Origin of the sequence: Vibrio sp. Vb2880 (genome assembly GCF_033337975.1) — a bacterium.
GTDB classification, from domain to species: Bacteria; Pseudomonadota; Gammaproteobacteria; order Enterobacterales; family Vibrionaceae; genus Vibrio; species Vibrio alginolyticus.
Window position 1 is genome coordinate 1 of record NZ_JAWORT010000013.1, and the last position, 21575, is coordinate 21575.

Here is a 21575-nt window from a genome sequence, read left to right on the forward strand (position 1 = left end):
GGCGTATCTTCCACAACCGTCGCTTTATCTGCCACGATGTCCGCCACAGGCGCAACCGTAAAGTTCACCGTTTGGCTAACGCTTTCACCGCTTGGATCGGTAGCAGTAAAGGTCAATGCTTCTGAGCCGTTCCAGTCCGCGGTTGGAGTGAACGTAGCAATACCGTTGACGATCGCCACTTGAATGTTGCTGTTGCCAGCAACGCTGAAGCTCAGATCGCCATCCACGTTATCTACATCACTGAAAGCCGTATTTAGATCGATGCTGTATGGCGTAAAGTCCTCCGCCAAGGTTTGGTCTGTAATGCTGCTTTCAACCACAGGCGTGTCGTTCACCGCATTCACGGTGACGTTGACCGTCGCTTGGTCAGTCAGTGCACCATCGGTCACGGTGTAAGTGATTTCAGCGTCACCATGGAAGTTCTCAGCCGGTGTGAAGACCAGTTTTCCATCAACGATCTCAACTGTACCTTGTGTTTCAGGTACGGAAGCCGATTGGATAGACAGCGTATCGCCATCAATGTCGGTGTCGTTTGGCAGGACATCAACCGTTACTGAACTATCTTCCTCTGTAATTGTTGTATCATTAGAGGCAATAGGCGCATCGTTAACTGAGTTTACTGTTACCGAAACTTGAGCTTCATCCTCTAACTCACCATCTGTGATGGTGTAGCTAATCGTTGCATTACCGTTGAAATTTTCGGCCGGAGTGAAAACAAGCTTACCATCGATAATCTCAACGATACCTTGCTCTTCTGGTACAGAAGCAGAGGTAATGATTAAATCATCACCTTCAATATCACTGTCGTTAGCGAGCACATCAATTACAACCTGGGAATCCTCGTCAGTTTGAATCGCATCATTAGTTGCTATTGGCGCGTCATTAACAGGCGTAATATCTAAGTTAGCAGTGCCATTAATAACACCGCCATCGTTATCAATAATGTCATAGGAGAATGACACTTCAGTGTCATCATCAGCCTCTGGAATGTAAGTCCAAGATCCATCGCTGTTATCAATTAAGGTGCCATTCCCACTCTCAATAGTGACGTTTGTAATGACAAGAGTATCGGCATCATCAATATTGACATTAGATAGTAATTCTTCAGTAGTTATCGTGATTGGATCGCTATCTTCCTCAACAGCGCTTAATGTCACTGGAGAATTAGTAAGTGGCTTACTTGAGCCATCCCCACTTGTCTCGATACCTGTTGTGAAGAAGTCATTTAAGGTCAACGCTTGTGTTTCAGATAAGCCGAGGGATTCTAGGCCAATAGTTTCAAAGTTTGTTGAGGCTAGCACTTCAGTACCATCTCGTACAATCGTGGCACTATTTTGCAAACTGGAGCCACTATTTTCACCCGCTGCAGGTGCGAGTTCTTCATCAATAGCAGAAGGGTCTTGACCTTGCTCAATAGCACTAATAATCTGTGCTACATCGTCTGAAATATCTTTTAAACCTTGCTCTTGAGCAAGCTGAATTTTCAGGTCTTGAGGCGCAGCATCTGTCATTGCCACTATCACTTCACCTGGTAGAGGCTGCTGTCCTTCTGCAAGGACTCTCAGCTGCCCATCCAAACCTATTACGACGACTTGATTACCGAGTGGCACTAATGCTGTACGATCCATATAAACCTTAACCCTAAATAACTGTCAAGTTTTTGACTAACAATACTAATTTGCTATATATTGCCCGAATATATAGTGCAATAACAGCAATTTGATGCTCAATAAAGTAATTATGTGTCATACATCAATAAGAATCCAGACGCATAAGTGTTTTATTTTATTAAAATCTGGACACTCGTTTCTAGCCATTACCTCCATCTTTAATTTGAGATCTTAATTCAAGTTTTAGGGAGATTTAGTAGGTTGATTTATCAAAATTGAAACAAATGAACAGCGAATCAACAGGTTACTTCATCGCATATTAATGTTATTGTGCGCTAAATTATTGACGCCCTTATAAGTATTCCACTTATAAGCCCTATCACCTCGAGAATTTTTACCATTATCTAGGAGAATCACAGTGAAGTGGACTCGTGCCAACGCCTTTTGTATTGGTATGTTCACCGCTAGTCATGCGTTTGGGCAAACGCTAGAGCAAGCGGTTGAAAACACATTAAAAACCAATCCTGACATCAAAAGTGCGTTCAATGAATTCGTTAGCAAGCAGTATGTGAATGAAGCATCTGGTGGTGCTTACCTCCCATCCGTAGACTTAGATGCCGGTATCGGTTACGAAGGAATCAAACCCGCAGAGTCAGGGCGAGATTCAACCGACCTGACAAGAAAAGAAGCCACCGTGACACTAACCCAGCTAATATGGGATGGCTCAGCGACACTTAATGATATGGATCGAACAGCAGCTGATGCTGAATCGGTCCGTTATCAACTTCTAGCTGATGCCCAAGACACCGCTCTAGAGGTCGCGAAAGTTTATTTAGACTCAGTAAAAGCTTATGAAATTCTTACACTTTCCGAGAATAACTTGAAAGTGCATAAGAAGATCTATGAAGACATTAAAAAGCGAGTTAACTCAGGTATCGGTTCTACAGCAGACCTAACCCAGGTAGAGGCTCGTTTAGCAAAGGCTCACGGTAACTTGGTGGCAGCTCAGAACAACTTATATGACAGCCACACCACCTTTACACGCCTTGTTGGACAGTCACCACAAGGATTGATTTTCCCAAGAGCGGACCAAAACTTTATTCCCTACACCATCGATGAAGCGATTGACTTGGCATTCGAGTCACACCCAGTAATCAAAATCTCGGTAGCTGATGTGGACTCTGCAAAGTTCCAATACAAGCAATCTAAGGGAGCTTACTACCCAACGATATCGGTAGAAGCGGCTCAAACATGGCGTGATGATGCAAGCGGTATTGAAGGAAGCAGCGAAGAGACAACAGCGATGTTGCGCATGCGTTACAACCTCTTTAACGGTGGTAGTGACGTAGCCAACGCTGAAAGTTTTGCCTACCAACTAAATAAAGCAAAAGACCTAAGAGAACGTGCATACCGCCAAGTAGAAGAAGGTCTTCGTCTATCTTGGAGTGCGTTAGATTTAACACTTCAACAAAAAGAGTTCCTAGCGGATCACGTAGATTCGGCCTCTGAAACTGTCATCGCCTACGAAAAGCAGTATCGCATTGGAAAACGCACTCTGCTGGACTTGTTAAATACTGAAAACGAACTTTTCGAAGCGAGAAAGAACTACTTGGATGCTCGATACTCAGAGCAGTACGCCAAGTACCGCGTTATGAACGCGACAGGACAATTGTTAAATGCCTTGCGTGTCGATGTACCTACAGAATGGAATGAAAAGGTGGAGTACTGATCATGAAACCAGTGAAGATTCTATTTGCATTGGGTATGCTCGCCATCACTCAACACGTTGTTGCTGAAGACGAATATGAGTATCGTCCTGTACCAAATGCAGAACAAATAGCAGATTTGCAAGATGACGATAACGATGGTGTCATCAATGCTCGAGATATGTGCCCAGGTACACCTGAAGGCTCAGAGGTCGACAACGACGGTTGTGGAGAATACATTAAAGCATCAGATAACATGCAAGTGCGGATACTTTTTGCTAACGACTCTGATGAGATCAATCCAGTCTTCAGAAGACAAGTCCGAGAGCTTTCCGACTTTTTAAAAGAGTACCCTACTACTTCGATAGAGCTGCACGGCTATGCTAGTAAAGTTGGTGGTTCAAAGCATAACCAAGATCTTTCTGAAAGACGAGCACGCAATGTCCGTGAAGCCCTACTTAGCTACGACATCGAACCGAGTAGAGTCCGCATTGTTGGTTTTGGTGACACTCACTTAGCACAACAAGGGACCGATGAAGTCAGCCATGCTTTAAATCGTCGAGTAACCGCATCAGTCGTTGGTTACAAAGGCGAGATAAAAAGAGAGTGGACAATATTCACAACTCTTCCAGAAAGGTAAAGTACCTGTTTTTGTTTGCTCTGCAAGCATAAAGCAAACAAAAACGAGTGAATACTTAACCTCAGAAAAGGAGCTTCGGCTCCTTTATTTTTACTCATTTCGACAACCGTATTATGCTTTAGGAATCGGCACTTTAGTGTTACTCTAGCCACGTCATAACAACGAGAGTTTTGAAATGAGCAAACTTACATCAGATATCCAAGCGAACCTTGACCTTTTTGTTGCAGAAACGAAAGAAAACCAATTGGTTTGGGGTTTACGCAATGAAGAAGGTTGGCTATCTTGCGATTCAACTGAATTCGAAAACAGCGAAGTCATGCCTTTCTGGTCTTCTAAAGAAGATGCAGAAGCACATAATGTTGAAGAATGGGCAGATTTTACTGTACTAGAAATCCCATTAGATATCTTTGTTGAAGATTGGCTTTTGACTCTTGCTGAAGATGGTGTTCTTGTTGGAACTAACTGGAACGATCAGTTAGAAGGCAAAGAAATGGAGCCTCAAGATCTAGCAAAGCTTTACATTGATTAAAGATTTCTGACCTCAACTTTATGTTGAGGTCTTTCTTTTTATGCCTCTTCTTTCAATATCTCGACCAAGTGCATAGTTTTACTGCTCTTTTTCTTAGTACACCCAACTTAATCACAACGCTGATGCGTTAAAAGCGCTATGATAACTCAACTTTAAAGGCACCTTAAATTAAAGGCTCGTTTAAACATGCGCGTGCTCTATCCCTTGCTTGCGTCACTTTTGCTCACTCCAGTATATGCAAGCGACACTCAAGATATTGAACCAAACCAAAATATCACACAGTGGCACTCTGTCTACCAAACCACACTACGAAGCAACCCTGAGTCGGCATTGAGCATGCTTCAAGATCGCTACCATACAGCGAAATCGGACAGCGAAAAGCTCTACGTAAGTGGATTGATTTATGAATATATGTCAAACATAAATCAGCCTTACTACGGCAGCAGTCAAGTCTTAGACAACCATTTTTCTCAATTAGAATCAGAATATATTCTTGCCTTAAATGAACGTAAGCATGGTAGTTACGAGGCCTCAGTAGATAGCTTTTCTTCTTTGCGACAGACAATGAAGAAAATATCCGATTCCGAAGGCAAGGCTCTGATGAACTATCAACTTTGTTATACGCTGAATCAACAAGGTCGTTATCACAAAGCAAACTTTTATTGCTCATCCTTAGAGAGCCACTTAAATCATAAGCATCAAGAAAACTTCCCTGTTGATCTTGCTTTGCGCGTGATAGCAAATAACTACAATTACCGCGGTGACTATGAAAAAGCCTTAAGTTTGTATCGACAGTTGATGGCCAACATGTCGACGCAAAGCGATCCTTCAGGGATTTACAATGACGTCGGCAATTTACTTGCAGAGCTGGGGCAATTTGAACAATCAGAGCAATATCTCATTCAAGCCTTACTGGTTCGCCAAGATGAAGGGACACCTCTGAAGTTGCGCAAGTCGAACATAGTCTAGGAGCGATGTACAGAAAATCCAAAGAACTCGATAAGTCCATCAGCCACTACAAAAATGCATTAACGATTCTCGAACAACTTCATTACCCATACGGGCAAGGGTTGACCTATTTAGGGTTATCTGCTGCTTTGGCCGACTCTGGGCAATTGGATACCGCGGTAGATTACATTGGAAGAGCATTAAACATTGCCCAAACTTATGAGAATACGCACCTTGAAACAGAGGGTCATTTGGCTGCTGGATTGGCATATTTAAAGAACCAGACACCCGAAAAATCGATTGAACACAGTACAATAGCGTTAAGATTAGCGGTAAAAAACGCTAGGCCCTTATTGCAAGCGCAAGCCCAATTACTCCTCTCAAAAGCATACCAAGCTCAAAATGATTACAAAAAGGCGCTGGAGCATCACAAGGCCTACTCGACGATTGAACTAACGAACCGAGACGCGAGTAATATCAAGGCATTAGAGGCACTAGATCTCACTAAAAAAGAGTATGAATATGATCTACAAGTCGCGCAGTTGAACAACGAAACTCTTCTAAGTCAGTACCAGTTTGAAAAACTCACAGACCAACAACGCACTTATAATTTTGTTGTTTTCTGTTTATTAGTTCTCCTCGCTCTGGCATTGATGGTTCAGCGACAAACACGCCTAAAAGCCAAAATAGACAGCTTAACGTGTGCATTAAACAGAGCGGCAATTATAGAGACGATTAAAAGCCAAACCTCCAAAGCTGAAGGAGACTTCCGCTACGTTCTAGCATTAATCGATCTAGATGACTTTAAGGCGATTAATGATCAGTATGGTCATCCGACTGGCGACTTAGTACTACAACAGGTATGCAAAGCGCTTAAAGCTAAACTTAATAAGGGAGAGTTCTTGGGTCGTTTAGGTGGAGAAGAGTTTATCTTGCTATTGAAAAACGTCGATGAGATTGACGTTCCCTTTAGAATACAAAGTCTGCATAAAACAATTTCAGAAAAGAGTGTACATTCGCTTAATAACCATCAATTGAATATATCTGCGAGTCTGGCCTATTTATCAACCTCAATGCCACTCACCAACTTTGATGAGCTCTATTCGATATTAGACCAAGCGTTATACAATGCTAAGAAGCAAGGAAAAAACTCCCTTGTGGACGCATACAACGAGCCGATCAGTTTAAGTGCTGAGTATATTCTCTAATAAAACCAAACCACCAGCGTAGTGGTTTGTTATAGGTGGAAGCATCAGTAAGCCATTCAGATGCAACACCATCATCAAGGAGTCTTTGTGCCCAAGGCAAGAAAAAACATTCAGTCTCTAGAGCGAGGTTTTCTAATCCTCGAGTTGCTCTCGATGAGTGAGTCTCCCCTATCATTACAGACGATCAGTAATGCGATCCAGTTAAATAAGACGACTGTTCACGGGTTACTTGCGACTCTACACTCTCTTGGATATGTATCCAAACACAACCATAGCTACAGCCTAGGGTTTAGATGCTATGAACTGTCTAAGCCGATTGAACAAAAAAACGAAGCTATCCGACAACATTTTGTTCCATTGCTGAAAAAAATGGCCCAAATGACTAACAACACAGCTTACCTCGCTGTACAAAGTGGCGCTAAAGAGTACTTGTATATCGATGCTATAGAGCAGGATAACCCTCTTACTATCCGTAGCCCGAGAGGGAAACGAGAAGGACTCACAACATCTGCGATCGGCAAAGTTTTTCTTAGTTTTGATGATGAGCTTCGTCGAACATTACGCCTTGAAAACCAAATATCCCCCACGTTAGAAACTGAACTTAATCAGGTTGTATTATCAGGTTACGCACTCGATTTAGAAGAGGCAGAGCCAAACCTCAATTGCTTAGCGATCCCCCTTTACTTGGATGGCAAATTCGTTGCTGTTGCAGGTGTTAGCGGTGCTGCCTCCGAACTGACGGTCACTAGGCTAAAACACTTTGCCAGCATCTTTCTCAAACTTTAAGATTTGACAATGTCGAATCCTAGGCCATTTTTATACTGTTTTGATTACATGCTTATACGTCGCCTCTAATATGGTCGTTGTTCAACTCAACAACGTAGGAGAAGCGATGTCTACTGTATTAATCACTGGCGCTAACCGTGGCTTAGGCTTGCAATTTGTCCGCCACTACCTTGGAAAAGGTTGGCAAGTTATCGCAACTTGTCGTTCACCAGAAAATGCTAAGCAGCTCAATGAACTAGTAACCCAACCCAATCAACTTCAACTGATGGCTCTAGACGTCACTAACCAACAAGATATCGATCAGTTAGCCACTCAATTAGCGGAGCGTCCGCTCGATCATTTAATTCTGAATGCAGGTGTATTAGGCGAAGAGTGTGCAAAGCTTGGCGAAATGACCCAGAAAAAATGGCTAGAAGTACTAAACATAAATACCGTCGCACCTGCCCTGCTAATTCAAGCCCTACAAGACAACGTTGCGAAAAGTCAGCACAAAACCATCGTGGGAATCTCAACCCGAGTTGCGAGTTTAAGCGATAACAGTTCAGGTAACATGTACAGTTATCGAGCATCTAAAGCAGCGCTTAATCAGGTTCTAGTATCAGCAGCACGCAATCTCGAATCGCAAGGAGTAAAAACTGTCGCAGTTCATCCCGGCTGGGTAAAAACCGATATGGGCGGTGAGGACGCAACCTTTTCTGCCGAGGAAAGTGTTGCTGGTATTGTTTCGGTCGCAGAACAGCTAACACTTGAGCAATCCGGAAGCTTCCGCGTATTTGATGGCTCTACAATCGAATGGTAAATGATCTCTAAATGACGTCTCCCGGCCAAATTGAAGGCCGGGAGAATACAATAAACCAATAGGCCAAAAAGATAAAAGCACGCACTATCGTCAGACAAGCGAGCCGTTATCGTCTGTGGTGTTGTACTACCGTCAAACGCTGAGGAAGTCAGCGATTGCAGAGGTGTCATTTAGGCAATGATTTCCCGTGAAACTCACTCAATCATCCCACTCAGGCGCTAGCCCTTCAGGGTTTACTTCGCGGCCATTTCTTTCCAACGCATCTATCTTAGCAATCGCCTCTTCACTCAGATTAAGTTCAAGTGCTTTCAGGTTACTTGCCAAATTATCTCGTTTAGTTGAAGACGGGATCACCGCGTAACCTTTTGACAAAGCCCAAGCAAGCGCGACTTGAGCTGGCGTGGCCTGATAGTCCTCAGCAATACCTGCAATAGTTGGGTCCCCAAGTACTTTCCCATATGCCAAGGTCATGTAAGACGTTACCTGAATATCGTTTTCCTGCATGAAGCTGACCAACTTACGATTTTGCAAATAAGGGCTAAGCTCGATTTGGTTAGTAACAATATTCTCTTTACCGACCACTTCTATCGCTTGTTGCAACAAGTCAATATTAAAGTTGGATACGCCAATATTACGGGTTAACCCTTGCGATTTAGCTTCAAGTAATGAAGCCATGTATTCGTTCAAGTTATTGTTATTGCCAGGCCAATGGATCAAGGTCAAATCCACATAATCTGTATTTAGCTTTTCTAAGCTCTCTTTTAGACTTGGAATGAGTTGTTCCGTGTTCATGTTATCAACCCAGATCTTGGTCGTAATGAATAGCTCATCACGTGCAATACCGGACTGTGTCAATACTTCACCGATTTCTGCCTCATTACCGTAAATCTGTGCAGTATCAATTACGCGGTAACCCACTTCTAACGCATTACGGACTGAATCCTTAACTACTTCACCCTCTAAACGAAACGTGCCGACGCCAAATGATGGTACTTTCATCTAAATCTCCTGAATTATCGATTTTATAGTTGATTCGAAGCAAAACTTTACGCCGCAAGAAACTTTCCGTAAAGTTAACAATACTCAAATCTAATTTGAAATATATTCAACAATGAAAGCTACTCTAGATGAAATGCGCACCTTTATGGCCGTGGTCGATACGGGTTCAATCAGCTCTGCGGCTGAACTGTTATCGATGACCGTCTCGGCGGTGAGTCGATCGGTATCTCGGCTAGAAGCCAAACTCGAAACGACCTTGTTAAATCGCACAACCCGTAAGTTAGATGTTACTAATGAAGGAACGATATACCTCGATAAAGTCAGACATATTGTAGAAGCAGTAGAGAATGCCGAAGCACAACTGAAAAGCCAGAAATATAAGCCCTCTGGCCTCCTACGAATAAACGCAGCTACCCCCTTCTTACTGCACGTACTAACGCCGCACATTGCTAAATATCAGAGCTTGTATCCAGAAGTCGAAATCGATCTCAATTCCAATGAGGAAAATATTAGCCTTTTGGGAACAAAAACCGATATTGCTTTTCGTATCGGTGAGCTACAAAACTCAACCATGCGCGCGATATTTCTTGGTAAAAGTCGGATTCGAATCGTCGCGAGTCCAGAGTATTTAAGACAACATGGTACTCCAACCTCAATAGATCAGTTACTCAATCACAAGCTACTTGGATTCAACAAGCCGGAGTATCTTAAGGAATGGCCGATCATGGATGATAAGAACAAACTTCTGCGTATTATGAGTAGCCTAAGATCTGATAATGGCGAGACGCTAAGATGTTTAGCCTTACATGGTGCGGGGATAGCTTGCCTGTCTGACTTTATGACCTACTCTGACCGACAAGCTGGTCGCTTAGTGGGCGTGCTTAGTGAACACACGCATAATGTCGAACAGCCCGTTCATGCGGTGTATTACAAAAATGCCAGTACCTCACGCCGGATCAGCTCTTTTATTGACTTCATCAAGCAAGAAATCAAGGTAGAGAACCACCAGTTCCTTTAAAGACCACCGCTGTTTGTGGCAAAACACTTTTGTCTTTTAGCCGCTTTTTCTCACAACAAAAATCTCATAGTGTCCTGAATATCAGGGAGGCACCTTGCCTCCTAGTACTCAAAGTAATAGTCAGGCTTCATAATGCATAAAGATTTAAGTAACAGATTCACCATCGGGGTTGAGCTCCCCCTAGATAATGACTGGACCCAAGAAGGCCAGAAAAAACGCCTGCTCCAACGAAAACCGTTCGGCGTACCAGACATGAGTGCACATAAACAGCGTATTATGTTAGCCGATAAGTTAGGCTTTAACGTAGCGTGGGTGAGAGATGTCCCGTTGTACGACCCTAACTTTGGAGACGCGGCACAAATTTATGAACCGTTCAGTTATCTTGGCTATCTCTCTGCGTGCACTGACAACATTCTACTAGGGACAGCAGCGATAGTATTACCGTTAAGACAACCTTGGCTAGTAAAAAAAGCCGCTGCGACCATCAACGAGTTAAGTGGTGACCGCCTGATACTCGGTGTGGCTAGTGGAGACCGTCCTAGTGAATATCCCGTTTTTAACGCTAACTTTGACAGCCGTGGCTCAGCTTTTCGAGAAAGTGTAGAGATTTTGAAAGATACGCAAAATGATAAGCTGGGTAACGATCTACAGTTATTACCCGAGTTTGCTGATATTCCTATCTATGTCGCAGGGTTAGCGCAGCAAAGTCCACAATGGATAGGAGAAAACCTAGACGGCTGGCTCGCCTACCCAGGCACACCTGATGATCATGAACACCGCGTTGCACTTTGGCGCTCCGTAGCGGGAAACAAACCCTACGCCAGCTTTATTCATCTTGATTTAGTCGATAACCCAAATGCACCAGTCGTTCGGCATCATTTTGGTATCCAGGCCGGAGTCAATGGCTTGAGCGATGAGCTAGAAAAAATGCAAGAAGCAGGAGTCAATCACATCGGGTTGCATTTCCGTCGTAATAGCCAACCAATTGATAAATCAATGGAACAGATCGCTCAGTACGTGTTGCCACGCTTTAACTAAGAGCAAATAAAAATATGTGCCACCTTACTAAGGGGTGGCACGCTAGGCTTGGCAGTTGGAAAAACAAAAGCTGCAATAACGACAAAACTCTTTTGTCAAAACAACAATAATAGTGTTATTTTAAAGTAAGTCTTGGTTGAATAAAGTCGATGAACGCGGAAATACGCTTAGAGACTGAAGAAGATTTGTAGAACACAGCATTGACCTGTTCTCGTCCAGTATTTGTGATTTTTTCCGATTCAAACAATGCCACTAACCGTCCAGAATCAAGATCATCTTTCACCATAAAGCCAGATAAACATGCAATGCCGTTCCCTGCCAGCACTAACTGTCTAACCGTTTCACCACTGCTGGATAGGATATCAGGCTCTATCATCTCAAACCCTCGTAATGGCCACTGATTTAACACTTTAGCGCCAGAAAAACCGATCAAGTTATGACTGCGCAAATCGCTCACCGCTTCAGGGAAACCTCGTTTAGATAAATAACCAGGCGTGGCAACGATAAATAGTGGGCTTGTTCCTAAAGGTTTAGCATGCAGTGTTGAATCCGATAATCGTCCAATACGTATCGCCACATCGGTTCTTTTTTCCAATAGATCCACAAAACCCTCATTAGAGGTAAGATCGAGCTGAATATCAGGATAAGCCTCTTTAAATGGCTGAATTAACGGCACGAGTTGATGTAAAACAAATGGGCTAGCGGCATCAACTCTTAAGCGCCCCTTGGGTAATTCACCTCGTGTGATGATCTCTTCTTCAGCTTGCTGTATTTGTAGTAAACCTAAGCGAACCGCTTCAACAAACTGATGCCCTTCCTCAGTAACTTCCACTCTGCGTGTCGTGCGATTCAGCAAGGTTACCCCCAACTGTGATTCAACTTTACTAACCGCACGAGATACCCTAGCGACTTGAATACCTAGTGCATCAGCAGCGGAAGAAAATCCACCACTATCCACAACTGCCATGAGAATCTCTAATTCATCTGATCGGGTTAACATTTCATCCCCTTTCTTAATTGCGCATTTCCATCATTTATAGCAAAAGTATTTTGTAATAAACACCATTTTTCGCAACGAATAACTCTTTAATAATACACGACATGGAAACGGGCTATTCGTTTATCCATTCATATTCAATGATTATAAGAGAGAGTTGTTATGCCTTTAGCTTTACTTGCATTGACGCTTAGCGCCTTTGCTATTGGAACCACGGAGTTTGTAATTGTCGGTCTGATACCGACTATGGCCTCCGACCTCAACGTATCATTACCTTCAGCGGGTCTTTTAGTTAGCCTGTACGCACTTGGTGTCGCGGTTGGTGCTCCCGTTTTAACAGCGCTGACTGGTAACTGGAAAAGAAAGTACGTTCTGCTTTCTGTTATGGCACTGTTTGTTCTTGGCAATCTGTTAGCCTGGCAAGCACCTGGATACAACACTCTAGTTACAGCAAGGATACTGACCGGGCTTGCACACGGTGTGTTCTTTTCGATCGGCTCGACTATCGCCACTGGCCTAGTGTCAAAAGAAAAAGCCGCTAGCGCAATTGCTATTATGTTTACCGGTCTGACCGTAGCTCTAGTGACGGGCGTGCCACTTGGCACCTGGATTGGCCAGACATTTGGTTGGCAGGCAACCTTCCTAATCGTCGCGATCCTTGGAATCATCGCACTGATAGGAAGCGCTCTGCTAGTGCCGAGTAATCTGAAACAACCACCAGCAACCAAGCTGTCATCGCAAGTAAAAGTCTTGACTCAGCCTCGTCTACTTTTGGTGTACGCAATCACCGCGCTCGGTTACGGTGGTACGTTCACAGCCTTCACTTACTTGGCTCCTATTTTGGAAGAAGTTTCGGGGTTTGGCTCTAGCGCTATCAGCCTAATTATGTTGGTTTATGGTGTATCGGTCGCATTCGGCAACATCTGGGGCGGAAAGATGGCCGACTCTATGGGGACAATCAAAGCTCTGACAGCGATTTTCTCGGGCCTAATTGTGGTATTGCTCGTGTTTAGTGTCACAGCATTTAATCCAATTTCTGCAGTAGTGACCATTCTTGTCTGGGGTGCCTTTGCCTTTGGTAACGTTCCAGGACTTCAAGTTTATGTTGTCAAACTAGCAGAGAAATATTCACCTGATGCAGTCGACGTCGCTTCTGGTCTCAACATTGCTGCATTTAACGTAGGTATTGCACTGGGTTCTTGGGGCGGTGGCCTTATCGTGGCCAATGCTGGGCTGATGCACACACCTTGGATTGGCGCGATCGTAGTATTAGGTGCTCTACTACTAACCCGTTTCAGCGGAATGCTAGACAAGCGTGGAGAGCAGCACGCAACGGCACACTGATTCACGTTCCGAATCGATAAAAATCACTTAAGTTAGCCCGGCATTACGTCGGGCTTTCAATACAGAGTTTAAATACACCATTGACTGAGGTAGAAAGTTTATTCTACCCTTAGGTAAAACAAACGTTCTACCTGGTATGTCAAATAGTGAAAGAAAAAATCGCAGCAAGCCTAGAAAAAGCATTCAGTCAGTATGGCTTCGCCGAGCCGAGCGTACCCCAACTCAAAAACGCCTGCGAAGTCAGCCTGAGAACCCTGTACAAATACTACCCCTCCAAGGAAGCGATGATTGTTGCAGCTCTCGAGCATCGCCATCAAAGGTATTTGAGTTTTTTGCTCGAAGACGCCCCTGCCAATGGAACACCGGCTGTATTACACCTATTCACTCGCCTCGAGGATTGGATGAAGGAGTTTGCACCGAATGGCTGCATGTCCATCAATGCATTAGCAGCCTATCCAGAAAATCTATCGATTAATCAAGCAGTAAAACAACACAAATTGGCGGTCCGTCAGCTTATGCTCCAACTAAGTCAGCGAGAAGACCTCGCAACCACACTCTTCTTGTTACATGAAGGTCTATCCAACGCATGGCCGGTTCTCGGTCACGCTGCCTTTGCATCCGCTGAACACACTCTGCTAGAACTAATGAAGGAGAACAATCAATGACCACAATCCCGAAAGTAATGAAAGGCGTCCAACTTATCGGTCATGGTGGGCCAGATATGCTTCGTTACCGCGATGATATACCTGTGCCAGTCCCCTCGCCTGATGATGTATTGATCCAAGTAGCCGCCGCCGGAGTCAATAACACCGACATCAATACCCGAACAGCATGGTATTCTAAAAACGACGCCAATAGCATGGATGCAAGTTGGTCAGGAGACGCGCTATCTCTCCCTCGAATCCAAGGTGCTGATGTATGCGGTACCATCGTCGCTGTTGGTGAGAATATCTGCCCATCACGAGTCGGCCAGCGCGTGCTCATCGAACCATGTATTACGCGCTTCAACAGTCAAGCACTTAGCTCGCCTTGGTACTTCGGTTCAGAATGTGATGGTGGCTTTGCTCAGTTCACTGTTGTTGACAGTAAACATGCATATGCAGTGAATAGTAGTTTATCGGATATCGACTTGGCCTCCTTCCCTTGTTCTTATTCAACTGCAGAGAACATGCTTGTCCGCTCTAATGTCACAGCGAGCGATACCGTACTGATTTCAGGGGCATCCGGTGGTGTTGGCTCTGCCGCAATCCAACTGGCGAAGGCGCGTGGAGCATACGTCATTGCTATCGCCAGCCCAGAAAAGAAAGAACAGATCACGGCATTAGGAGCAAACCAAGTTATCCCTCGCGATGCAAATTTAACAGCGACTCTCGGAGAAAACAGCGTTGACGTAGTGATTGATCTGGTCGCAGGAGAGCAGTGGCCACAATTTCTTCAGGTACTAAAACCAGGATCAAGATACGCTGTTTCCGGCGCCATAGGCGGCCCAATTGTCGAGCTGGATGTAAGAACTCTTTACCTTAAAGACCTAGCGTTATTTGGTTGTACCGTTTTGGCACCAGAAGTATTCGGTAACTTGGTTCGCTATATCGAACAGAACGCAATTCGTCCCTTAGTCGCGGAGTCATTTCCCTTAAACCAGATAGGTCAAGCGCAAGAAGTATTTTCACGCAAACAACATACTGGGAAACTGGTTTTGGAAATCACATAGCTTTTCGATTAACAGCGGCCTATATAAGTCGTTGTAATTTTAGAATACTTTAAGCGCTCTACAAAATGTTCAGTAATTAGGAGAACGCTACGGTTGGCTTAGCTTGTTATCCCTTTTCATCACGCTAAGCCAGCTTGTAAAAATATGTGGTGTTTGCTTCTGAGTTATAAATGTTTAATACCAACAGTATCTTACTTCTGGCGTTTATGAACAGAACCGAGATCTGAACGACTTCGGTGTTAAACCTACGATCCTATTAAATATTTTCCTGAACGCGCTCACATCTTGGTAACCCACTCTAAATGATATTGCGTCAAATGTTAGGGTTGTCGACTCAAGTAAATCACAAGCTTTTTGTACTCTTAAGCTTTGTATGTATTGGTTAACATTGAAACCTGTCGCCTTTTTAAAGCGTCGCTGCAATGTTCTTTCTGTTAAACAACTCAACTCTGCAAGCTCTTTATTGCTCAGTTTTCCTTGATAATGATCGTTTATATAGTGCTGTAGTTGAACAATTACCTCATCACCATGTTGGAAGTTTGGGGTAAACTGTTGATAAAAGCGTTGCTCTCTCGGACCAGTATCAATAACCAACATTTTGCCTAACAGGCGCATTACTGCCGGTGACGCAAATAAGGAAACCAACTCCAAACCTAAATCCACCCATGACATCATACCCCCAGCCGTAATGATCGTTCCTTCGTTAATAAGGATGGCTTCTTGTCTTACGTGGATATCGGGAAACTGACTCGCTAATGAAGGAGCCAAGCCCCAGTGTGTTGTACAAGACTTATTGGTCAGCAACTGGGTTTGAGCAAGAATAAAAGTACCAGCGCAGGCGGAGGCTAAAATCGCACCTTTACTATATTGGACATTTAACCAGTCGAGTAGCTCTGGCTCTGGTTCTAAGTAGTATTGACCAGTGCCGCTAGGCGGAATCATTACCGCTGTTTTCACATCGAAGTGCGTGTTTGGCCAGTGATCCAATATCTCTACTTCAAAGTGCACATCAACGCCCAATTTAGCCGCCGCACGGTTTGCCATCTCGAAGAGTTCGCTTAAACCATATACGGAGGCTTGCGAGCTATCTGGGTAATTAACGAGTGCTATTTTCATTTTCAATTATCTTCAAGTGTCGCTTTTTGACTCTTTTGTGTCATTTTAGACTCTAAAGAAGGTAGCTAAAAGTCTTTATATTATTCGTACCGCAATGATCCTGAATAAAAGGAAAAGAAAATGACTCAAAAAGCCCTACTTGTAATTGATTTGCAAAACGACTATTTCCCAGAAGGAAAGTTTCCTTTATGGAATACAGAATCAACTTTAGACAATGTTAAGAGAGCAATAACTAAAGCCAATGAGCAAAACATTCCTGTGATTCATATTCAGCATATTGCCGATCCTGCCATGGGCATTGCCCCATTCTTCAATGAAGGCAGCGACGGTGCCAATATTCACCCAGAAGTTCTTGCTTTAGCGCCGAATTCCGAAATCGTGGTAAAGCACTTCGCAGATAGCTTTGAAGGAACACGTTTAGAAGAAGTATTGGCAAGCAAAAATGTAACGGAGTTACTTGTATGCGGAATGATGACACAAAACTGCGTCACACATACTGCTATCTCAAAATCTGCGGACAAGTATGATGTTTCGATCTTAATGGATAGCTGTACCACGGTCGATGAAATGATTCACAACATTGCACTTCACGCTGTCTCAACGAGAGTTTCCCTCGTAACTATTGAAGATAAGCTGTAATACACGTAAAACCTTTCGCTCACACAATGCGGGCGAAAGGTCACACATATATGCACTTTCATTGATATTTGCTTACTTTGTGTTAAACATTGGTTTCCAAACAGTTACAAGGAAACGTTTATGAAATGGATAGTCGTATTGTTTATTAGCTTATTTTCAGTTTTCAGCCATGCGAAAGAGTGGAAACAAATTCGCTTCACTGTTGAAGGGGCTTACCCTCCATTTAGCTGGACGACAAAAGAGGGAAAGCTAGAAGGGTTTGAAGTCGACCTCGCTAACGCGTTATGCAAAGAGTTAGAAGTAAAGTGCGTTATCTCAAAAATGGATTGGGATGGCATCATCCCTTCTCTCCTTAGTCGCAAGAACGATGCGATTATTGCTGCAATGACAATCACCGAAGAACGAGAAAAGAAAGTCGATTTCACCGTCCCTTATGCAAAAGTACCGACTCGTTTTGTAATGAAAAATGATAGAGAAATCAACATGGATGACGGCAGCCTAAATCGTTTATCTATTGGAGTTCAAAGAGCCACAATTGGTGATAAGTACCTTTCTGCCTTGTATCCAGATATTGATATTCGTCGTTATGGTACGTTCGATGAGGCATTTACCGATCTACTCAATGGACGGTTAGATGCTGTATTTGGCGGCTCAATCGGTTTAAGTGCTGGTTTTCTTGAAACTGCACAAGGTGAAGGCTATCACTTTACTGGACCAGCGTTTACAGAGGAAAAGTGGTTCGGCCGTGGCATTGGCGTAGCAGTGAGAAAACAAGACAAAGAATTAAAAGCATTACTCGATAGCGGAATACAAAAATTGATCCAGAGCGGTAAGCATAAAACCATCGCCAGCAAGTATTTCTCCTATAGTATTTACGAGTAACCTCTTTATCTTTTTATAGCCTGCGCGGTATAGGAAACTTCCCTTTCCCTATATGGCAACAAAAACAAAGCCCTCGAGCAATCGCCCGAGGGTTATTTTTATAAAAAAGCCCAGCTATATAAGTAACCCGCTCCCATGGCCATCGTTAAGATAACGATTAGGAAGGCAGCAATCATCTGGTTCTTAAAAATTGATTTCAACAAAATCACTTCTGTAAGACTTGCGCCAGCACTACCAATAATAAGCGCCATAACAGACCCAAGAGCCATACCTTTTTGTACTAGTGCCGCGCTAAGTGGAATGACCGCCTCTGCACGGATGTACCATGGAATACCAATGATTGCTGCGACCGGAATCGCGTACCACTTCGCTTCACCAGCGAACTCCGCAATGAACTCCGTCGGGATGAAGCCATAGATAAATGAACCAATCGCAATCCCCATCATGAGATAAGGGAACACTTGCTTAAAGTCTTTCCAAGTTGATTGCCAAATACGTACCCAGCGGCTAGGCTCTTTCTCTTCCACGACTGTCGCTGTTGCACTACCGCCAGATGAACAGCAAGACACTTCCACTTTAGGTTCAGGTTTTGGTGCATCACCACAACAAGATGTTTTCGCCGCAACTGGCGTAGGTTCATTGCAGGCGCTGGTACTACAGCTTGATACTGGCCTCGCTTCTTCTTTTTTCTTGCTTGAATCGCCACAAGAAGTACCGCACGAAGAAGAACCTACCGCTTGATATGCTTCTGGTTTGACGTAACGTTCAAACCCTAGTTTTTCAAGTACATAGCCTGCTACCACTGATACTGACATCGCAATAGCAAAGTAAAATACCGCAACTTTCCAACCAAAAGTCACCACAAACAAGCCAATAATCACTGGGTTAAGCAACGGGCTTGCAAATAGGAACACCATCATAGGTCCAAAACCTGCTCTTGCACGCAACAAGCCTTTTAAGAAAGGAATGGTCGAACACGAACAGAAAGGCGTAATCGAACCTAGCAACGCAGCAATGAAATAACCTTTACCCTTTTTCGAGCTAAGAATAGATTGAATTTTTTCTGGTGTTAGAAAATCTTGCAACACACCGACAATGTAGCTAATTGCCAGAAATAAGATGATAAGTTCGGTTGCTAGAAACGCAAACATATCCAGCGCTTCTTTAGCCATAGTTATAATTTCTGTATTCACATTTACTCTCCTCGTCATTTTTTCGCTAACAAGCTTACCTGATAGACAAGCCTTTATTTCGATATTTCTGGAATTATAGAATCACAAAACAAAAGATCAACAAAATATTTCCATAAAAATGGAATAATAAAACTAGTCAATACTTATCATAAAGTTACATGTCGTTAGCTATGCAGACTGGTTGTCGATGATAATTTCAGAGCATCTCGAATCCTTTTTATCAAACATAACCTAAAATTATCAAAATAAGAAAAAACCATAATTATTTCAGCATCACCCTCTGAGTTAGTATGACTTTCGACCATTCTTAATAATAAGGAAAACCTATGAGAGCGATAACTTACCAACGAGATAACGATACTTTCTCTTTATCCGAATTACCTACACCAAAACTAGAAACCCAATTTGATGTATTGGTTAAAGTTAACGCTGTTGGTTTGAACCCTGTCGATGCAAAAATTCATTATTGGTCAGACATGGTCACTAACATGGATAACAATTTTGTTGGCGGGTTAGACGTATCAGGAGAAATAGTCTCTGTAGGCGATGCGGTCGTTGATTGGAAGGTTGGCGATAAAGTGTTGTATCACGGAAACATGAGACGCCATCACGGAGGATTCGCTGAATTTGCTATCCATGATTCAAGAACGCTTATAAAGCACCCTCAGGTTCCGGTTGAAGTGGCAGCATCTACACCTTGCGCAGCCTGGACCGCATATCGCGCTTTGGTAGACAAGCTCGATATTTCAAATCGAAGCAGCATTTTTATCGCCGGAGGTGCTGGTGGCGTTGGAAGCTTTGCTATTCAGTTAGCAAAGACATTTGGTGTTGAACAGATCATTGCTACTAGTTCAGAAGCTAATCACGCATATTTGTCCTCGTTAGGAGCAACCCATATGATTGATTATCATCATGAAGATGTAGTTCAGCGAGTAATGGACATTACCGGAAATCATGGCGTTGAGGTTGCACTCGATTGTGTAGGCGGTGATAACGACCGAATTGCAGCCTCGGTGTTAACCTTTGAGGGCGAAATGGTGGAGCTCGTCAAGACTGTCGACCCTTCTCAATATCCAGATGCCTTCTTAAAAGGCTTGGGCTTCCACCAAATAAGTTTGGGCTCTGGTCATGTCTTTGGCGAGAGAGGGTTTGCAAGTATCGTTAATGCCGGAAAGGAAGTGTCTGAGCTATTAGAAAATGGAGAATTGGAAGTACCGAAACTGAAGATCATCGGCTTAGAAGATGTAGGTAACGCACTCTTGGACATGCGAAATCAGAGAACAGTTGGAAAGATTGTCGTTAATCTGAACCAAAAATAATTAATAAAAGTCTCGAGGCAAACTGGCAAGGTAATGAATGAGCAAGTTAAAGCATCTTGTTACTTTGCCAGATATGAAAGGCCTTTATTTTATCTATAACGATGAATAAAAAACAAAATCTCTTGTCATACTTCCCTGCGCTTCACCAAAATTAGGCGTTTTCGAGAGTGTCTCTCCAAGTCGCTAGCAATTTAATATGACGTGGTTCAATCCCACAGCAACCACCAATAATGCTCGCTCCCTGCGCATGCCACTTTTTAGCATACTCAAGATATTCAGTCGGAGAGAAATGACGAACTTCCTGAATGGTCTCGTTGGCTTGGTGCGCTTGCTTTATCGGAGCAAAGCTATTTGCGAAAACACCTATCGTCAATTCTCTACCTGACTCACTCAATACTGCTTGTGTATCAATGATCGCTTGCTCGACAACTTCAGGAATAGAGCAATTGAAAAAGATACCTGAAACATTTGTTTTCAACAGCGTATTAACCGCGACTTTAAGAGATTCCCCTGAGCGAAGGCGAGGCAAAGAGTTAGGCTCATCCATTAAGGTGAAAGCAAGATAATTGGGCTTATCTGTTTTGGCTAAAATTATTGATAGAACTTCAACTTCAGCGAGGCTAGACACGGTCTCAGCTAACCAAATATCAACATATTGATCTTGAGCTTCAAATAACTCAGAAGCCACTTCCAGTGCCCTTTTCGGCTCGAATAATTCAGGCCTGTAAGACCCCATTACAGGAGGAAGAGAACCCGCAACGAGCACTCTATCGTTAGAGCTGGTGACTACATCTCTGGCAATTTTGGCTGCAGATTTTGCTAACTCAGTCCCCCGTTTTGCATAGAGTTCCTCGCCTAAGTGAAATGGAACACATGCATAACTGTTGACAGTGATAATCTCTGCGCCAGCGTCTATGAAATTCTCATGTGCCATTTTTACATATTGTGGTGATTCAATTAGCGCTTGTGCACTCCAAAGCGGCTGAGAAAAAGGGGCGCCAATACGTTTTAACTCTCGCCCCATGCCACCATCTAAAATTGTTACTTTCTTCATTTAGACATCCATACCGCCAAACATCCATAAGCTCTATTC

The 21575-nt window shown here is 43.4% G+C and carries 19 protein-coding genes and 1 pseudogene; 14 read left to right on the forward strand and 6 right to left on the reverse strand.

Features of this window, described 5'->3' with window-relative positions:
- A partial coding sequence (locus R7M92_RS14815; RefSeq protein ID WP_318133717.1) for a cadherin-like domain-containing protein occupies positions 1-1628 on the reverse strand: 1628 nt, incomplete at its 3' end.
- A gap of 400 nt (positions 1629-2028) precedes the next feature.
- On the opposite strand from R7M92_RS14815, the gene R7M92_RS14820 reads away from it, so the two are divergent.
- The 6 genes and pseudogenes from R7M92_RS14820 to R7M92_RS14845 all read left to right on the forward strand — a co-directional run bounded on the left by R7M92_RS14820 (position 2029) and on the right by R7M92_RS14845 (position 8226).
- Complete coding sequence (locus R7M92_RS14820) at positions 2029-3339, forward strand: TolC family outer membrane protein (RefSeq protein WP_017821962.1); 1311 nt, start codon at positions 2029-2031, stop codon at positions 3337-3339.
- A gap of 2 nt (positions 3340-3341) precedes the next feature.
- Entirely contained in the window at positions 3342-3956 is a 615-nt protein-coding gene (locus R7M92_RS14825) for an OmpA family protein (RefSeq protein ID WP_005377354.1), read from the forward strand.
- A gap of 175 nt (positions 3957-4131) precedes the next feature.
- Positions 4132-4485, forward strand: a complete 354-nt coding sequence (locus R7M92_RS14830; RefSeq protein ID WP_005377352.1) for a DUF2750 domain-containing protein — start codon at positions 4132-4134, stop codon at positions 4483-4485.
- Between the two features lie 186 nt (positions 4486-4671).
- A pseudogene (locus tag R7M92_RS14835) lies at positions 4672-6641 on the forward strand (diguanylate cyclase domain-containing protein).
- Positions 6642-6728: 87 nt separating this feature from the next.
- Positions 6729-7427, forward strand: coding sequence for an IclR family transcriptional regulator (locus R7M92_RS14840; RefSeq protein ID WP_318133719.1), 699 nt, complete (start codon positions 6729-6731; stop codon positions 7425-7427).
- Positions 7428-7533: 106 nt separating this feature from the next.
- Positions 7534-8226: an SDR family oxidoreductase gene (locus R7M92_RS14845; RefSeq protein WP_318133722.1), complete on the forward strand. Its 693-nt coding sequence runs from the start codon at positions 7534-7536 to the stop codon at positions 8224-8226.
- Between the two features lie 198 nt (positions 8227-8424).
- Here R7M92_RS14845 and dkgB read toward each other — a convergent pair whose 3' ends face one another.
- Positions 8425-9225, reverse strand: coding sequence for a 2,5-didehydrogluconate reductase DkgB (gene dkgB / locus R7M92_RS14850; RefSeq protein WP_318071958.1), 801 nt, complete (start codon positions 9223-9225; stop codon positions 8425-8427).
- Between the two features lie 112 nt (positions 9226-9337).
- On the opposite strand from dkgB, the gene R7M92_RS14855 reads away from it, so the two are divergent.
- Together R7M92_RS14855 and R7M92_RS14860 are read left to right on the forward strand one after the other, a co-directional pair.
- The gene (locus tag R7M92_RS14855) at positions 9338-10243 is read left to right on the forward strand and encodes a LysR family transcriptional regulator (RefSeq protein ID WP_005377343.1); all 906 of its coding nucleotides are present in this window, start codon (positions 9338-9340) and stop codon (positions 10241-10243) included.
- Between the two features lie 132 nt (positions 10244-10375).
- The gene (locus R7M92_RS14860) at positions 10376-11281 is read left to right on the forward strand and encodes a TIGR03571 family LLM class oxidoreductase (protein WP_086046771.1); all 906 of its coding nucleotides are present in this window, start codon (positions 10376-10378) and stop codon (positions 11279-11281) included.
- A gap of 115 nt (positions 11282-11396) precedes the next feature.
- Here the strand turns inward: R7M92_RS14860 and R7M92_RS14865 are convergent, their stop codons facing one another.
- Positions 11397-12281, reverse strand: a complete 885-nt coding sequence (locus R7M92_RS14865) for a LysR family transcriptional regulator (RefSeq protein WP_005377338.1) — start codon at positions 12279-12281, stop codon at positions 11397-11399.
- 159 nt (positions 12282-12440) lie between these two features.
- On the opposite strand from R7M92_RS14865, the gene R7M92_RS14870 reads away from it, so the two are divergent.
- The 3 genes from R7M92_RS14870 to R7M92_RS14880 all read left to right on the forward strand — a co-directional run bounded on the left by R7M92_RS14870 (position 12441) and on the right by R7M92_RS14880 (position 15333).
- A complete protein-coding gene (locus R7M92_RS14870; protein ID WP_318133724.1) occupies positions 12441-13622 on the forward strand; it encodes an MFS transporter in 1182 nt (393 codons plus the stop codon).
- Positions 13623-13765: 143 nt separating this feature from the next.
- On the forward strand, positions 13766-14287 hold the full coding sequence (locus tag R7M92_RS14875) for a TetR/AcrR family transcriptional regulator (protein ID WP_042523849.1): 522 nt from the start codon (positions 13766-13768) through the stop codon (positions 14285-14287).
- Complete coding sequence (locus tag R7M92_RS14880) at positions 14284-15333, forward strand: alcohol dehydrogenase family protein (RefSeq protein WP_318133726.1); 1050 nt, start codon at positions 14284-14286, stop codon at positions 15331-15333. Before R7M92_RS14875 ends, R7M92_RS14880 begins: the two co-directional genes overlap by 4 nt.
- A 204-nt stretch (positions 15334-15537) precedes the next feature.
- Here the strand turns inward: R7M92_RS14880 and R7M92_RS14885 are convergent, their stop codons facing one another.
- Positions 15538-16449, reverse strand: coding sequence for a GlxA family transcriptional regulator (locus tag R7M92_RS14885; protein ID WP_062730577.1), 912 nt, complete (start codon positions 16447-16449; stop codon positions 15538-15540).
- A 120-nt stretch (positions 16450-16569) separates the two neighbouring features.
- Here R7M92_RS14885 and R7M92_RS14890 point away from each other — a divergent pair, with 120 nt between their 5' ends.
- Both R7M92_RS14890 and R7M92_RS14895 read left to right on the forward strand, forming a co-directional pair.
- Positions 16570-17088 carry a cysteine hydrolase family protein gene (locus R7M92_RS14890; RefSeq protein WP_318133728.1) on the forward strand — a complete coding sequence of 173 codons (519 nt, stop codon included), beginning with the start codon at positions 16570-16572 and terminating at the stop codon, positions 17086-17088.
- 120 nt (positions 17089-17208) lie between these two features.
- On the forward strand, positions 17209-17970 hold the full coding sequence (locus R7M92_RS14895; protein ID WP_005388903.1) for a transporter substrate-binding domain-containing protein: 762 nt from the start codon (positions 17209-17211) through the stop codon (positions 17968-17970).
- A 98-nt stretch (positions 17971-18068) separates the two neighbouring features.
- Here R7M92_RS14895 and R7M92_RS14900 read toward each other — a convergent pair whose 3' ends face one another.
- Positions 18069-19142 (reverse strand): permease, encoded by a 1074-nt coding sequence (locus R7M92_RS14900; RefSeq protein ID WP_411974282.1) that lies wholly within the window; start codon positions 19140-19142, stop codon positions 18069-18071.
- A gap of 347 nt (positions 19143-19489) precedes the next feature.
- On the opposite strand from R7M92_RS14900, the gene R7M92_RS14905 reads away from it, so the two are divergent.
- The gene (locus R7M92_RS14905; protein ID WP_017635220.1) at positions 19490-20482 is read left to right on the forward strand and encodes a zinc-binding dehydrogenase; all 993 of its coding nucleotides are present in this window, start codon (positions 19490-19492) and stop codon (positions 20480-20482) included.
- A gap of 151 nt (positions 20483-20633) precedes the next feature.
- Here R7M92_RS14905 and R7M92_RS14910 read toward each other — a convergent pair whose 3' ends face one another.
- Positions 20634-21536, reverse strand: coding sequence for a homocysteine S-methyltransferase family protein (locus tag R7M92_RS14910; protein ID WP_005377327.1), 903 nt, complete (start codon positions 21534-21536; stop codon positions 20634-20636).
- Positions 21537-21575 lie beyond the last annotated feature (39 nt).